This is a genomic window from Micrococcus sp. TA1 (assembly GCF_014199555.1).
Classification (GTDB): Bacteria; Actinomycetota; Actinomycetes; order Actinomycetales; family Micrococcaceae; genus Citricoccus.
Map to the genome: position 1 here is coordinate 827,442 of NZ_JACHNW010000001.1, position 16,735 is coordinate 844,176.

At 71.6% G+C, this 16,735-nt stretch carries 7 protein-coding genes; 4 read left to right on the forward strand and 3 right to left on the reverse strand.

Going from position 1 to position 16,735, the window contains the following annotated elements:
- Positions 1 to 356 precede the first annotated feature (356 nt).
- On the forward strand, positions 357 to 5,288 hold the full coding sequence (locus GGQ69_RS03505) for a peroxidase family protein (protein WP_183524676.1): 4,932 nt from the start codon (positions 357 to 359) through the stop codon (positions 5,286 to 5,288).
- Between the two features lie 114 nt (positions 5,289 to 5,402).
- On the opposite strand, the gene GGQ69_RS03510 is transcribed toward GGQ69_RS03505, so the two are convergent.
- Entirely contained in the window at positions 5,403 to 6,527 is a 1,125-nt protein-coding gene (locus GGQ69_RS03510) for an ADP-ribosylglycohydrolase family protein (protein WP_183524679.1), read from the reverse strand.
- 72 nt (positions 6,528 to 6,599) lie between these two features.
- On the opposite strand from GGQ69_RS03510, the gene GGQ69_RS03515 reads away from it, so the two are divergent.
- From GGQ69_RS03515 to GGQ69_RS03525, 3 genes are read left to right on the forward strand one after another with little or no spacing between them, the layout of a single operon-like run.
- Complete coding sequence (locus tag GGQ69_RS03515) at positions 6,600 to 7,859, forward strand: exonuclease SbcCD subunit D (RefSeq protein WP_183524682.1); 1,260 nt, start codon at positions 6,600 to 6,602, stop codon at positions 7,857 to 7,859.
- Entirely contained in the window at positions 7,856 to 10,999 is a 3,144-nt protein-coding gene (locus GGQ69_RS16700; protein WP_183524685.1) for an AAA family ATPase, read from the forward strand. The genes GGQ69_RS03515 and GGQ69_RS16700 overlap by 4 nt, the downstream gene beginning before the upstream one ends.
- 20 nt (positions 11,000 to 11,019) lie before the next feature.
- Positions 11,020 to 11,889, forward strand: coding sequence for a transglutaminase family protein (locus GGQ69_RS03525; RefSeq protein WP_183524688.1), 870 nt, complete (start codon positions 11,020 to 11,022; stop codon positions 11,887 to 11,889).
- 68 nt (positions 11,890 to 11,957) lie between these two features.
- Here GGQ69_RS03525 and GGQ69_RS03530 read toward each other — a convergent pair whose 3' ends face one another.
- Positions 11,958 to 15,182, reverse strand: coding sequence for an efflux RND transporter permease subunit (locus tag GGQ69_RS03530; RefSeq protein ID WP_183524691.1), 3,225 nt, complete (start codon positions 15,180 to 15,182; stop codon positions 11,958 to 11,960).
- A gap of 27 nt (positions 15,183 to 15,209) precedes the next feature.
- Complete coding sequence (locus GGQ69_RS03535; RefSeq protein ID WP_183524694.1) at positions 15,210 to 16,694, reverse strand: malate:quinone oxidoreductase; 1,485 nt, start codon at positions 16,692 to 16,694, stop codon at positions 15,210 to 15,212.
- Positions 16,695 to 16,735: the final 41 nt, after the last annotated feature.

The window sequence follows — 16,735 nt, forward strand, 5'->3', positions numbered from 1 at the left end:
AGCGAGTACAAACTCGTGGTTCCCGCCACCCGGCGTCGGAGCACTGACCGGTTGACCGCAGCGGCCCAGGGGTGCGGGAAGCGGTGGGCGAGTACCGCTTCGTGTTCCCGGTGGATCCCCATGCTTCTAGATTCGGCGTAGTCGCATCGTCCCAAGTCACCGCCCCCGGTGACCCAGACGTCGCGACACCTCGAGTCCCGCCAGTCCCCGGCGGCCCACGAGGAGCAGCCTCATGGGGGCATCACCGTTTTGTCCGACGGGCCGGGTGCTCTGCCGCGCCGTCATCACCTTGGGAGTGAAAGAACATGAAGAACACTGGGGCCACGTCCGGGCGACCGGGCAAGAAGTTAGGGACCATGGCGGTTGGGGCCGCCTTGCTCGCCACGAGCGTCCTCGTGCCGATGCCGGCGGCGTCCGCCGCACCACCACCCGGCCAGGACTTCAACATCACGCAGGGCGATCTCGAATACATCATCAAGCAGGTCGAGATCGCCGAGGCACACGCCGAGCGGACGCTGAAGGACCCCGACGCCTCGCCGCTCTGCGGCAACGACAAGCGGTTCGACGTCGCGTCCCAGACGTTCTTCAACGCCGCCAACAAGCCGTGCGTGGGCAATCCGCTCCTGCCGCACGGGCTGCGCACGGTCGACGGGCGGTGGAACAACCTCATGACCGGCCAGGACGGATTCGGCACGGCGCAGGAGACCTTCCCCCGCCTCGTACCCGCCCAGTACGCGGACGCCGAGGTCACCCCGCCGTTCGCCCCCGGCAACAACACCAGCGCGCCCGGGGCGGCGACGAGCTACAAGCAGACGGACGGCTTCGTCTACGACTCCGCCCCGCGCACGATCAGCAACCTGATTGTCGACCAGACCACGGCCAACCCGGCCGCCGCCCAGGTGGCGGAGCGCGTCGAGGGAGCCGGGCCGGAGGGCGAGACGAACACCGTCATCCCGGACATCGCCACGGACGAGGGCCTGTCGGCCTCCGCCACGAGCCTGTTCACCATCTTCGGCCAGTTCTTCGACCACGGACTGGACCTGGTGTCCAAGGGCGGCAACGGCACCGTCGTCGTTCCGCTCAAGGAGGACGATCCGCTGTACACCCCGGGCGGGCGCACCAACTTCCTGACCCTGACCCGCGCCACGATCGACACCGGCAAGGACGGCAGTGCCCGCGAGCACGTCAACCGCACCACCCCGTTCGTGGACCTGAACCAGACCTACGGCTCGCACGCCTCCCACCACGCGTTCATGCGCGAGTACGAGGTGATCGACGGCAAGCCGGTTCCGACGGGACGGATGCTCGATGGCGCCGACGGCGGGCTCCCCACCTGGAAGGACGTCAAGGACCAGGCGCGCACGGTCCTCGGCATCGAGCTCGACGACTTCGACGTCCTGGACGTGCCGCTGCTGGCGACGGACCCGTACGGTCACCTGCTCCTCAGCGCCGACGGGAACGCCCAGCTCGCCACCCAGGACGGGCTCGTCGAGGGCAACCGGACCGCCCCGGTCGCCACCAACGGCCTCACGGCCAACGCCTCGTTCCTGGACGACATCGCCCACGGTGCCACGCCGAAGCCCGACACCACCGGCACCGACGGCGTGGTCATCCCCGGGTACGACAACGATGCGCTGGACGCCCACTACGTCGCGGGCGACGGGCGCGTCAACGAGAACATCGGCCTGACCGCCGTGCACCACGTGTTCCACTCCGAGCACAACCGCCTCCAGGCGCAGATCGAGGCGGAACTCGTCGACATGCCGGCCGAGTTGCGGGCCCGCTTCGCCGCGGACGGATTCTGGGACGAGGGCGAACGGTCGTTCCAGGCCGCGCGCTTCCTGGCGGAGATGCAGTACCAGCACCTCGTCTTCGAGGAGTTCGCCCGTCGGATCCAGCCCGAGATCGATCCGGTGGTGCTGAACGAGAACTCCTACCAGCCGGACGTGAACTCCTCGATCCGCGCCGAGTTCGCCCACTCCGTGTACCGGTTCGGGCACTCCATGCTGCGGGAGAACATTCCCGTCCAGCAGGCTGACGGAACCATGAAGGACATCAAGCTGCTGGATGCCTTCCTGAAGCCGACCCTGTTCGCTGAGTCCGGCGCGAACGCCGACGACGCCGCGGGCAACATCCTCAAGGGCCTCGCGAACCAGACCGCCAACGGGGTGGACGAGTTCGTCACCGACACGCTCCGCAACCAGCTCCTCGGACTGCCGCTGGACCTGGCGACCATCAACATGGCGCGGGCGAGGGAGACCGGCACGCCGGGACTGCAGGCGGCGCGCAAGGCGTTCTTCGCCGAGACCCGCGATCCGCAGCTGAAGCCCTACACGAGCTGGGAGGACTTCCGGCTCTCGATGAAGAACCCGGAGTCCATCGTCAACTTCATCGCCGCCTACGGCAACCACCCCAGCGTCACCGGGGCCGAGACCCTGGCAGCCAAGCGGGCCGCCGGCGTCGAGCTGTCCAAGGACAAGGCGTTCATGGAGGCCCCCGCGGCCGAGACCGGGCTGGACGGGATCGACCTGTGGATGGGTGGCCTCGCCGAGAAGCCGTACGTCTTCGGCGGCATGCTCGGCGCCACGTTCAACCATGTCTTCGAGAAGCAGCTCGAGGACCTGCAGAACGGCGACCGGTTCTACTACCTGTCGCGCAACCTGGGCAACTCGCTGTTCCACGCGCTGGAGGCGAACTCGCTGTCCCAGATCGTGCAGCGCAACACCACAGCGGACCGCGTACCGCACGACGTGTTCGCGGCACCGCAGCTCACGTTCAGCCTCGACGACAGCGTCACGCGGCAGGCCGAGCTCAACGCGGCGGGCCTCACGGGCGCACAGGACTCGGGCTGGCGCTTCAGCGGCGAGGACCACATCGTGGTGCAGGACACCGACCAGGACAGCACCATCCGCACGGGCCTCGGTGACGACTCCGTGTGGGGCAAGGGCGGCAACGACACCATCGAGGGTGACGACGGCGCCGACGCGCTCATGGGTGGCAACGGCGACGACGTGATCACCGACATCTTCGGCGACGACCGCCTGCAGGGCGAGGGCGGCAATGACGCCCTCAACGGCGGGCCGGGCCTCGGGGACCTGTTGTTCGGCGGCTCCGGCCAGGACTTCATCGTCGGCGGGCACGACGCCTCGACCACCTTCGGCGGCCTCGGCAACGACTTCATCCTCGGCGGTACCGGACGTGACAACGCCCGCGGCGACGAGGGCGACGACTGGATCGACGGCGGCACCAACGCCGACCTCCTCGTCGGCGACCTGAGCAACACCGCGCAGAATGACGCCGGCCTGTACCACGGCGGCCACGACGTCCTGGTGGGCCGCACCGGCAACAACGACCACGACGCCGAAGCCGGCGACGACGTCATGATCGGCGGTCCGGGCACCGACCGCTTCGCGGGCATGCTCGGGTTCGACTGGGTCACGTACGACAAGACGAACCACCTCATCCGGGCCGACCTGGACCCCGTCCAGATCGTGCCCGGCGTCGAGAGCGCCATCGTCGACCGGTACGACGAGGTCGAGGCCTTCTCCGGGTTCGACGGCGACGACATCGTCCGCGGCGTCCAGAACCGGGACGCGTTCGACAACCCCGAGGAGGACAAGATCGGGTACGGCCACCGGTTGACCCAGGCGCAGCTGGACCGCGTCGAGGGTCTGCGCGAGCTGCTCGGCGGCGGCGAGAAGCCGGTCTACGCGTTGCCGTTCCTCGACGGAGAGCCGTTCGAGGCCGAGGACATGAACAACAACGTGATCCTCGGCGGCGGGGGCAGCGATCTGATCGAACCCCGCGCGGGCGAGAACTTCATCGACGGCGACGCCTGGCTCGACACGAACATCGTCTACGGCGAGGAACGCTCGGACAAGCTCGAGCCGTTCGTCGAGCGCATCTTCGACCGGACCATCAACCCGAAGGACCTGAAGATCGAACGTCGGATCCAGACGGCCTCCGGCGGAGCGGACACCGTGGTCTACTCGGTGGACCGTGCGGACGCGACGTTGACGACCCTGCCCGACGGCATGGTCCGGGTCGAGACGGAGGGACGCGACCCGGCGGTGGACGTGCTGCGCAACGTCGAGCAGCTGCAGTTCAACGACGCCGTCGTGGACATCACCAACGGTGTCGACGGGGATCCCGAGCCGGGCATCCCGCTGTCGGTGTCGCTGTCGCCCACGACCGTCCCGGTGGTCGACGGCCAGCTCACGGCCACGGTCGAGGGTCCGGTGACCGCGGGCAGCGAGATGTCCTTTGAACTCCAGGTGATCCGGCTCGCCCCGGACGGCACCGAGTCCGCGACGACGACCCAGTCGAACACCACGGGCAGGTTCACCATCACGGAGGCCGAGGCCGGGTTCCCGGTCCAGGTCGTCGCCACGGTGACCACGGCCGACGGCGCGCCCTCGCAGTACGTCTCCGAACGGACGGCGGGCACGCTCAGCACCCTCAAGGAGACCGTGACGGCCCCCTCGCCGGGCCACGACCCCGCCAAGAAGACCGTGACCATCCCGGACGTCACCGGGGTCACGTACTCCATCGACGGGACCCGCAAGGCGGCCGGCACGTACCCGGCCACCACGCTGGTGACGGTCAAGGCAGAGGCGGCCTCGGAGAACTACATCGTCGAGGCCCGCACGTGGACGTTCGACCTCCGGAGCGCGGTGACGCCGACCAAGCCGGTGTTCAGCGCCGCGGGCAACACGGTGAGGATCCCAGCGAAGACGGGTGTGGACTACTACGTCAACGGGGCGAGGAAGGCCACCGGGACCCACAAGTACGGGGGCACCGGAACCGTCACCGCCAAGGCGTCCAGCGACAGCTACACGCTGTCGGGCACCACGTCCTGGACGTTCGACAACCGGAACGCGGTGACGCCGACCAAGCCGGTGTTCAGCGCGACGGCCAACACGGTGAAGATCCCCTCGAAGGCGGGCGTCATCTACTACGTCAACGGGGTGAAGAAGCCGGCCGGTACGCTCAGGTACTCCGGCGCCGGGACCGTCACCGCCAAGGCCTCCAGCGGCATGTACAGGCTGTCGGGCACCACGTCCTGGAGGTTCGACAACCGACAGGCGGTGACGCCGACCAAGCCGGTGTTCAGCGCCGCGGCGAACACGGTGAAGATCCCCTCGAAGGCGGGCGTCGTCTACTACGTCAACGGGGTGAAGAAGCCGGCCGGCACCCACCGCTACACCGGGGCCGTCACCGTGACCACGAAGGCGTCCACCACCGGCTACAAGCTGGCGGGAACGCAGACGTGGAGTGCCCGGCTCTGAGGACAGTCCGCTAGGCCCACCACGAAGGGAAGGGGCAGCCAACTCCGGTTGGCTGCCCCTTCGCCGCGTGGGCGTACCGGGGGTGGCCCGGTCGCTGCCCGGTGCGGGGTCCGGTCAGCTCGTGGCGGCGGTCCAGCGCTCGGCGGCCTCAAGGACGAGGTCGCGTTCACCGATCCACCGCGGGACCTCGGCACCGGGGAAGACGGCCGTGCCGTAGCGGGCCCCGAGCAGCTGGCCGGCCAAGGAGGCCGTGGAGTCCGAGTCACCGTCGTGGTTGATCGCCAGGTGCAGCGCCGAGCGGAAGTGGGTGGACGGCTCCGTCCCGGCTCCGGGTCCGGCGGACGTCACCAGGACGGCGTAGACGGCCATCGCCAGTGCCTCCTCGGCCACCCAGCCCTCGCCCAGCTCGGCGGGCAGGACCGTGGGCAGCGTGCCCGCCCCCTGCGCGTCCTGCGCCATCGCCACCGCCGTGCCGAGCGCGTCCGCGGTCCCGCCGTCGTCGGGAACGGTCTGGAGCCAGTCCAGGGCATCGGCGACCGCGGCACCGAACCCCTGGCCCGCCATCAGCCGCGAGACCATCAGCCCGAAGGCGGCGGCCGATGTCCAGGCGGCCGGGTGGCCGTGCGTGAGGACGGCGCCCTGGCGCGCGAGGGAGACCACCAACTCGTCCTCCAGCCCGGGCACCATGCCGTACGGCGCGGACCGCATGACCGTGCCGCAGCCCTTCGAACCGGGGTTGTGGGGTTTCTCGGGCAGGCCCATGTCCGGCTGGGACAGACCGGACAGGCAGGCGTTGCCGGGGGCCCGCCGCACGCGCAGTTCCGGATGCCCGTCCAGCCACCGCGCCGGTGGCTCCGGCACCCCCGCCGGCAGCGTTCCCTCCTGGGTCCGGAGCCAGCGCAGGCAGGACAGCCAGACGCAGGCCGCCGGATCGGCCATCGACCCCTCATTGGCCCACTCGATCCACTCCAGGAGCCCGTCCAGCACGAACAGCGTCATCTGGGTGTCGTCACTGACCGGCAGGGTGCCTCCGTCGCGCACCTCGGGGACCTGCAGCCGGTGTGCCAGCCCGGCGTCGCCGAACCGGGCACGGATCTCGTCCAGGGACGAGAACTCGACCGTGTACCCCAGGGCGTCGCCGGCGGCCCCGCCGGCGAGCACGCCCAGGACGCGGGAGGCATAGGACGGGGCAGGCTGAGGCTCACCGGGCGCACCGGCCGGTGACGGAGTCGGGGTCATGGGAACCATCGTAGGGATGCCGGCCGTGGAGATCGGTCAATGTCGTCCACGACGCCCGATAGCGTTGGTCACATGCTGATCCTGCACACCTCCGACTGGCACCTGGGCCGGTCCTTCCACGGCACCGGCATGCTCGAGTCCCAGCGCGAGGTGCTCGCACAGCTCGTGGCCACCGTCGCCGACCGCGGCGTGGACCTGGTCCTGGTGGCCGGGGACGTCTACGACCGCGCCCTGCCCGCGGCGGACGCCGTGGAACTGCTCGACCAGACCCTGGCCGAGCTGAGCCGCACGGGGGCCCGGGTCATCCTCACGAGCGGCAACCACGACTCCGCGATCCGCCTGGGCTTCGGCGGTCACCTGCTGGACGCCGCGGGCGTGCACCTGCGCACCCGCACGGACCGGATCACCGACCCCGTGGTGCTGGAGGATCCCGCGGGCGGCCGGGTCGCCGTCTACGGGATCCCCTACCTCGAACCCCGGCAGGCCGGGCAGGACTGGGGCGTGGCCTCGGACCACGCCACCGTGACGGCCGAGGCCGTCCGCCGGGTGCGTGAGGACGCCGCCGAGCGCTTCGGCACCGCCGGCCGGGGCGGTCACGACGCCGGGACGGCCGTGATCGTCATGGCCCACCTCTTCGCCGCCGGTGGGGCCGGATCGGACAGCGAACGGGACATCGGCGCCTCGGCACCGGGCCCGGGCACCGCGGCGACCGACGGCGGGGGCGAGGGCGCCGGGGACGACCAGGATCCCACGGCGGTGGTCGGCACCCTCGGCCAGGTCCCCGTCACGGTATTCGACGGTCTCGACTACGTCGCGCTGGGGCACCTGCACGGGCGCCAGGCCATGGCTCCGACCGTGCGCTACTCCGGTTCGCCCCTGCCCTATTCCTTCTCCGAGGCGAACCACACCAAGGGCGGTCTGCTCGTGACGACGGCCGGCGGCGAGGTCAGCGGGGTGGAGACCGTGGACTGGTCCGCCGGCCGGAAGCTGGCCGTGCTGCGCGGGAGGATCGAGGACCTGCTGGGGAACCCGGCGCACGCCTGGGCGGAGGACCGCTGGTGCCAGGTCACGGTGACGGACCCGGTCCGCCCTCCGCAGGCCTACCAGCGTCTCAGGGAACGCTTCGACGGACTGCTGAACTTCATCCTCGAGCCGGAGGGATCCGCGGACCGGCAGCCCTCCACCTACGCCGCCCGGTTGGCCGCGGCGAGGACCGACCTGGACGTCTGCACGGGATTCGTCGAGCACGTGCGCCAGCGGCCGGTCAGCGAGGAGGAGGCCGGCCTGTTGCGACTGGCCCTCGAGGAGACCCGGACCGGAGGCGCCGCATGAGGATCCACTGCCTGCACCTGCAGGCGTTCGGCCCCTTCGCCGAACGCGAGGAGGTGGACTTCACCCTCCTCAACGACGCCGGACTGTTCCTGCTGGACGGTCCCACCGGTGCCGGCAAGTCCACGGTGCTGGCCGGCATCTGCTTCGCGCTGTACGGATCCGTCCCGGGGGACCGCACCCCCGAGTCCCTGGCCAGCACCCAGGCCCCGGTCGGGACCCGGCCGGAGGTGCTGCTCGACTTCACCGTGGGCGGTCGTCGCTTCGAGGTCCAGCGCTGGCCGAGATACCGCCGGCCGGCGAGACGGAAGCTGAAGGACGGCACCGGACTGACGGAGGAGAAGGCCGGTGCCGTCCTGCGCGAGCACCGCGAGGGCCAGTGGCGGGAGGTGTCCGTGCGCGCCGACGAGATCGGGCAGCTGCTGGGCCAGGTGCTCCACCTCGACGCCGACCAGTTCATGCGGGTGGTGCTGCTGCCCCAGGGCGAGTTCGCCACCTTCCTGCGGGCGAGGTCCGCGGACAAGGAGACCCTCCTGCGCAAGCTCTTCGGCACCGGGAGGTTCGACGGCGTCGAGGACTTCCTGGCCCGCCGGCACCGGCACCTCGAGTCCGCGGTCAGCCGGGACCGGGACCAGGTGGCCGCCGCCCGCGCGGACCTCATCTCCTGCCTCGCGGAGGGGCTCGGCGATGACTGGTGGGCACGCGGCGACGACGGCCCCGAGCCTGGTGACGAGGCTTCTCGCGAGGACGGGGAGGGAGCCGGGCTGACGGTGCCGGTGACCGGCCCGGACTCCGGCGGGGCCTGCCGGCCGCAGGACTGGACGGACGAGGACCTGGGCGCTCGCGGTGCCGCGGCCATCGACGCCGCCGTGGCCGGGTCCCGGGAGGCGCGCCAGCGGGCAGCCGCGGCCCTGACGGCGGCCCAGGAGCACCTCGAGGCCCTGACCCGCCGCCGGCAGGATCTGCGTCAGGCCCTGGCCTGGCAGGAACGGTCCGTCCGGCACGGGGAGCGTGCCGGACAGGTCGCCGAGGACCGCGCCGCCCTGGAACGCCACGGGGTCGCCGTGACCGTGGACCGGAGGGCGCGTGAGGCCGAGGCCGCCGAGGAGGCCCGCCGTTCCGCCGTGCTCACCCTCGAGGGAGCCCAGGCCACCGCCCTGGAGGACACCCACTGCCGTGCCTGGGCGGCCGATGCGGCGGACGGTGCCGAGGAGGACCGGTTCGAGGTCCTGCGCCAACGGGCCGAGCGCGAACTCGACCGACTGTCCGCTCGGGAACGGGACGCCGAGAGGCTGCGTGAGCTCGGCGCGGAGGTCCAGCGCCTGCAGTCCTCCATCAGCGCCCTGACCGAGCGAGCGGAGACCGCCGACGGCGAACGGCAGGCGCTGGCAGAGGCCCGGGGAGCCCTGCAGCAGAGGGTCGAGGACCTTGGTGCCCCCGCAGCCGGGATGGAATCGGCCCGGACCGCGATGGACGAGGCCACCGCCCGGCGGGAGGCTGCCCTGGCCCACCAGGAACACCGTGCCGGACTCGAGGCCGCCCAGGACGCCGTACGGGACGCCACGGACCGCGCCCAGGAGGCGGTGGATGCCTGGCACCGGGTGGTGGAACGCCGGCTGGCGGGTGCGGCATCCCTGCTCGCCGAGGAACTCCGGGCGGGCGAACCCTGTCAGGTCTGCGGATCGGTGGAGCACCCCGCCCCGGCGGCCACCGGCGGGACCGAGATCTCTGCCGAGGCCCAGGACCGGGCCCGACGGGCCATGGAGGAGGAGACCGCCAGGCGCCGGGCGGCCGAGGACGCCGTCGAGCGGGCCCGCGAGGCGGCCGAGCTCAGTCGGCTGGCGGCCGGTGGGCTGGACCCGGAGGAGGCCACGGCCGCCGTCGCCCGGGCCCGTTCGGCCCTGGACGCGGCGGAACGGGCCGCCGATGACCTCGCCGCGGCGCGTGCCGCCCTGGAGGACAACGACCGGGAACACCAGGCCCGGCAGGCCACCGTCGGGGCCGCCCGGCAGGAGGCCGCGGTGGCCCGCTCCCGGTGCGAGACCGCCTCCCGGGAGGCGGGACGCCTGCGGACCGAACTGGCCGGCCTGCTCGAGGACCGGGAGAGCCTGGCCGAGCTGCGGCAGGAACTGACCCGGTCGCGCGGACTGGTGGACGCGGTCATCGAGGCCGCACGGCGGGCCGCCACCGCCCGCTCCCTCGTCGGGCAGGCCGCGACCGGCCTGCGCGAGGAGCTCACGGCCAGTGGCTTCGACTCGGTCGAGCAGGTGCGGGCGGCCCTGCTGGACGAGGAGGACGAGCAGACCCGGTCCGTCCGCGTCCGGGACTGGGACCGCGAGGCGGCCGCCCTGGCGGAACTGGAGGCCAGCGCGGCCGTCGTCCGCGGCCGGGAGCTGCTCGCCGCCGGGACCGAGACGCCCGCCGACGAGGAGGTGGAAGAGCAGGCCGGACGGGTCGCGGAGGCCGAGAGGGCGCGGGAGGACGCGGCCGAGCGTGCCGGGGGACTGGAATCGGTGCAGCGCCAGGTCCGGCGCCAGGTGGGTGCCCTGGACGAGGTCGCCGCCCGATCGGCCGGCCAGCTGGCGGCCCTGGAGGACGCCGAGGGGTTGCTCAGGCTGGTCCGGGGCCAGGGCGAGAACACGCTGAGGATGACGCTGGGCAGCTACGTCCTGGCCGGACGCCTCGAGGAGGTCGTGGCCTCGGCCACCGAACGGCTCCTGGGCATGACGCAGGGACGTTACGAGCTGCGGCATGACGACGCCGCCCGGGGGCGGGGTGTCCGGGGCCTGGACATCACCGTCTTCGACCGGTACACGGAGGACGAACGGGCTGCCGGGACCCTGTCCGGGGGTGAGACGTTCATGGCGTCCCTGGCTCTGGCGCTCGGCCTCGCGGACACCGTGCAGGCGGAGGCCGGCGGCGTGGACATGGACACCCTGTTCGTGGACGAGGGCTTCGGCTCGCTGGACGCCGCCTCCCTGGAGGACGTCATGCGGGTCCTGGACGGCCTGCAGGCCGGTGGCCGGACCATCGGGGTGGTCAGCCACGTGGAGCGGATGAAGCAGGACATCGGCTACCGGCTCGAGGTCCTCAAGACCCGCCGGGGCTCGCACCTGCGGGTGGTCGTGCCGGAGCAGTCCTGACCGGACGGTACCGTGGAAGCATGCGCCGCCACGTCCGATCCACCCTGACCGTCCGGCCCTCCGAGGGCACCCGCATGGTCCTGGCGGTGGCCGCCGCCGATGCCGAGGGCATGGAGCGGGTGTCCGAGCGCCTGGACGTCCGCACCCCCGCCGGACGGCTGCCCGTCCGCGAGGTCCAGGACCACCACGGCGGGCGCCTGCACGTGGTGGACGTCCCGGTCAGCTTCGCCGAGTCCAGCGGGGCCATCGGCTGGGAGGACGACGACGAGTCGCCCACGGTCGCCGAGGCGGGCTTCTCCTCGGAACCGCCTGAACCGGGGACCGTCCGGGTCGACTACGCCTGCATCGTGGCCGGGCGGGAGGCCGAGCCCGTCGGCGACGAGGCCGACCTGATCCGGTACGTGCGCCCCTCCCGGTACGCCGAGTCGGACAAGCTCTACCCGCTGGCCGCGAGCCTGTTCCGGGACGTCGGGGGCATGGACCTGCTCCACGCCGTGGAGCAGTGGGTCAACGCCAACCTCCGCTACGTGCCCGGGTTCTCCCGCGGTACCGACGGCGCCGTGGACGCCTTCCTCTCCCGCCAGGGCGTGTGCCGGGACTTCGCGCACCTCGTGGTGGCCCTGCTGCGCGCCCGGAACGTGCCGGCCCGCGTGGTGGCCGGTTACGCCCCGGGACTGCGGCCCATGGACTTCCATGCCGTGGCCGAGGCCTGGATGGACGGTCAGTGGCACCCGCTGGACGCCACCCGGCTCTCGGACACCGGCGCCCTGGTGCGGGTGTCCACCGGGGCGGACTCCTCGGACACGGCCTTCCTGTCCACCGTGCGCGGCGGTCTGTTCCTGGACCGGATCAGCGTGGACGCGATGCTCGCCGACAGCCAGCCGGTCTAACCCCCCCACGGCTGGGCCGCAGTGGTCTGGGTCCGAGCGGCCAGGCCGCCGCGGTCAGCCCGCCGCGGTCAGGCCTCTGCCGTCTCCGCCCGGCCCCGCCGCCGTTCCACGGCGCCCTCCACGAGCCGGTAGAGCACGGGGACCAGCAACAGGGTGAGCAGGGTGGAGGACACCAGCCCGCCGATGACGACCACCGCCAGCGGCTGGGAGATGAACCCGCCGTGACCGGTGATGCCCAGGGCCATCGGGACCAGGGCCAGGATCGTGGCCAGGGCCGTCATCACGATCGGGCGCAACCGGTTGAGCGCGCCCTGCTGCAGGGCCGAGTCCAGCGTGTGACCGGGGCGGCGCCGGTACTGGTTGATCAGGTCGATGAGCACGATCGCGTTGGTCACCACGATCCCGACGAGCATGAGCATGCCGATCAGGGCGGGCAGGCCCAGCGAGGTGCCGGTGACCAGCAGCAGGGCGATGGCCCCGGTGGCCGCGAACGGGATGGAGACCAGCAGGATCAGCGGCTGGATGAGCGACTTGAACGTCGCGACCATGATCACGTACACGATGGCGACGGCGGCGAGCAGGGCCAGGTACAGGTCCCGGAACGTCTCCGCCTGCTGGGTGGCCGCGCCGCCCAGCTCGGCGGACGTCCCCTCGGGCAGGGACAGGTCCTCCAGGGCGTTCCCCACGCCGGTGGAGACCGCACCGAGGTCGTCCCCGTCCGGGGTGACGGAGACGATCGCCACCCGGTCGCCGTTGGAGGAGGACACCGAGGAGAGCACCTCCTGCCGGGAGACCTCGGCCAGTCCGGACAGGGTGATCGGGCCTGTCGCCGTCAGCACCTCGACGTCCCGCAGCTGTTGCAGCGTCGTGATCTCCTCCGGCTCGCCGATGCGCACGGGATAGTCGGTGTACTCCAGCCGGACCGTACCGGAGGGGACCGGGTTCAGGGCCGCCGCGGCCTGCGCGGCGACCGCCTCCTCGGTCAGCCCGGCCTCCGCCGCGGCCAGCCGGTCCACGTCGACCTGGAAGGTCGGGCGGGCCGCCGCGAGGTTCGAGGAGACCTCCCGGGCCCCCTCGACGCCGGCCATGGCCTCCATCACCCGGTCGCTGGCCTGCGCCAGCAGGTCCGGCGTCGGGGCCGAGACGGTGACCTCCACGTCCGAGGACGTGCCGAACCCGCCGGAGGTGGACACGGTGACGGAGCCGGCCCCCTCGAGACGGTCCAGCCGGGAGCGGGCCTGGTCGTGGATGCGTTCCTGGTCGGCGTCCGTGTCGGTGAGGACCGTGAACCGGGCCTCGTCCGCGCTGCCGCGCAGTCCCGGCACGAACCCGGCCGATCCGGCCGTCCACTGCACGTCCAGGACCCCGTCCACGTCCACCAGGACCTCCTCCACCCGGCCCGCGGCCGCCGTCGTGGTCTCCAGTGAGGTGCCCGGCTCCTGGGCGGCCGTGACGGTGAAGGTGTTCTGCCCCGTGTTGCCCAGCAGGTTCGTCGGCACGAGGGGGACCATGGCGACCGTGGCCCCCAGCAGGAGCACCGACGCGACCAGGGTGATGACGGGGTGCCGCTGGGTGCCCCGCAGCGCGGGCAGGTAGAGCCGCTGGAGCGGTCCGCGGGCCGCGACCGCCGGAGCGGCGGCGGGCGCGGTGCCGGAGGAGTGCCGTGCCGCGGGACTGCCCGGCCGCCTGCCGCCCGGGGTGCGGCCCAGGAACCACCAGGACAGCACGGGGACGATCGTCAGGGCCACCAGCAGCGAGGCCAGCAGCGCGATGGCCATGGTGATCGCGAAGGGACGGAACAGCTCACCGGCGACCCCGCCCACCAGGGCGATCGGCGCGAACACCGCCACGGTCGTGAGCGTGGAGGCCGTGATGGCGGTCGCGACCTCCCCGGTGCCGGACAGGATCGCGGTGCGCTTGTCCTCGCCGTTGCCCAGGTGCCGCTTGATGTTCTCCACCACCACGATGGAGTCGTCCACCACCCGGCCGATCGAGATGGTCAGCGCCCCGAGAGTGAGCATGTTGAGCGAGTAGTCGGAGACGCGCATCCCGATGAACGTCACCAGCAGCGACAGCGGGATGGAGATGGCCGTGACCAGGGTGGAGCGTATCGAGCCCAGGAACACCAGGATCACCAGCACGGCGAACACCAGTCCGAGCAGGCCCTCGACCAGCAGGGTGTCGATCGACTGCTCGATGAACGGGGCCTGGTCGAAGACCACCGTGATGGTGGCCCCGTCGCCGAGCAGGGACTCGAGCTCCGGGATCAGCTCGCCGATCGCGTGGGACAGTGCGACGGTGTCCGCGTCCGGGGTCTTCGTCACGGACAGTCCCAGCGTGTCCACGCCGTTCGTGCGGGTCACCGAGGTCGCGTCGTCGTCGCGGATCCCGACCTCGGCCACCTCGCCCAGGCGCACCGGTGCCGCCGAGGCCGGGGGCTCGGCCGGGACCGCGGGAGCGGACCCCGGTCCGGTCCCGTCGGCCCGCTGACCGGGCTGCTGCGGAGCGGGGCCGGCAGCGGCCGGTGGGGTGGAACCGTCCTCTGCGGACACCAGGACGACGTCGCGGACGTCGTCGAGGGACTCGACCGGCGCGCCGGCCTGGACCGGCAGGGTCAGCGTCCCCTCGGTGACCTGGCCGATGGGGAACAGCCCGACGTTCTCCTCCAGGGCGGTGACGATGTCCCCGGTCGACAGTCCGGCCGCGGCCAGTCGCTCCTGGTCCGGGACGACGGCGATGTGCTGGTCCGTGCCACCGGTCACCGTGGCGCTGCGGACGCCGTCGAGCTTCTGCAGCCGGGGGGTGACGAGGCGTTCGGCCTCCGAGCGCAGCTCGTTGAGCCCGGTGGCCCCGTCCGTGGAGCCCACCGCCATGAAGACCACCGGGAAGTCCGAGATCGATCCCGCGAACGAGCTCGTCTCGGTGCCGTCCGGCAGTCGTTCGGAGACGTTCGCCACCGCTCGGTCGACCTGGGCCCGGGCCCGGTTCAGGTCCGTGCCGTACTCGAACCGCAGGGCGATCGTGTTCAGCCCCGTGGTCGAGGTCGAGGTGGAGGACTCCAGGTCCTCCACCGCCTGCAGGGCGGTCTCCAGCGGCTCACCGACCTGTTGGTCGACGACCTCCGGGCTCGCGCCCTGCATGACGGTGCTCACCGAGACCACGGGCAGCTCGAGGGAGGGGATGAGCTCTTGCTTGAGCTGACCGGCCAGGAGCACGCCGAAGACGGCGGTGAGGACCGTGACGAGGGCGACGAGGGCGCGGTTGGACAGGGAGAAGCGTGCCAGGGCACCCATCGGTCGTCAGGCGCAGATGCCGGCCGCTCAGGCCAGCTTGAGTGCGGCGCTGGTCGCCTGCTCGACCTCGTTCATCAGCACCCGGTCCTCGTTGAGCTTGCGGCCCAGCGAGGGGATCATCTCCTTCAGCTTCGGGGTCCAGGCGTCCATCCGGGCCGGGAAGCAGGTCTCCAGGAGCTTGAGCATGATCGGGGCCGCGGTGGAGGCGCCCGGGGAGGCACCCAGCAGGCCGCCGATCGTCCCGTCGGCAGAGGTGACGACCTCGGTGCCGAACTGCAGCACGCCACCCTTCTTCGGATCCTTCTTCATGACCTGCACGCGCTGGCCCGCGGTGATCATCTCCCAGTCGCCCGCCTCGGCCTCGGGGTAGAAGTCCTGCAGGGTCTCGACCTTCTTCGTCTGGCTCTTGGTGACCTCGGTGATGAGGTACTTGACCAGGCCCAGGTTGTCCTTGGCCACGTTCAGCATGGGCAGAAGGTTGTGCGCACGCACGGACAACGGCAGGTCCAGGTAGGAGCTGGACTTGAGGAAGTTGGAGGAGAAACCGCCGTAGGGCCCGAACAGCAGCGAGCGCCGGCCGTCCACGAAACGGGTGTCCAGGTGCGGCACGGACATAGGCGGGGCGCCCACGGAGGCCTGGCCGTAGACCTTGGCCATGTGCTGGTTCACGATGGTCTCGTCGGTGCACTTGAGGAACTTGCCGGAGACCGGGAAACCGCCGAAGCCCTTGGCCTCGGGGATGCCGGAGGACTGCAGCAGGTGCAGCGCTCCGCCGCCGGCGCCGAGGAACACGAAGCGTGCGCGGGCGGTGAAGGTCTCGCCGGCGGCCTTGTTCTTGACCTTGAGCTCCCAGCGGCCGTCGGAGCCGCGGTCCACCGAGGTCACCTTGTGGCCGAAGCGCACGTCCACGCCCGAGTTGGACAGGTTGGTGGTGAGCTGGCGGGTCAGCGAGCCGAAGTCCACGTCCGTGCCGTTCGTCTGGCGGGAGGCCGCCAGGCGCTGGCCGTCCGTGCGGCCCTCGATCAGCAGCGGGGCCCAGTCGTGGATGACGGACGGGTCCTCCGTGTACTCCATGGTCTCGAACAGCGGCTGCGCGCTGAGGGAGGCGTGGCGGGTCTTCAGGTAGTCCGCGTGGTCGTCACCCCACACGAAGCTCATGTGCGGCAGCGGGTTGATGAAGGTCTTGGGGTCACCGAGCCGGCCCTCGTTGACCAGGTGGGACCAGAACTGGCGGGAGACCTGGAACTGCTCGTTGATGCCGATGGCCTTGGTGGGGTCCACCCTGCCGTCGGGTCCGAGCGGCGAGTAGTTCAGCTCGCACAGGGCCGCGTGACCGGTGCCGGCGTTGTTCCACGGGTCCGAGGCCTCGAGGCCGGCCTGGTTCAGGTTCTCGTACAGGGCGATGGACCAGTCGGGCTGGAGCTGCTGGAGGAACGTACCCAGCGTGGCGCTCATGATGCCACCTCCCACCAGGACGACGTCGTAGGTGGTTGGGGCAGTCTGCTGGCTCACGTTTCTCTCCCGATTTTCGAACAGTGGTCTGAGTCGACTTT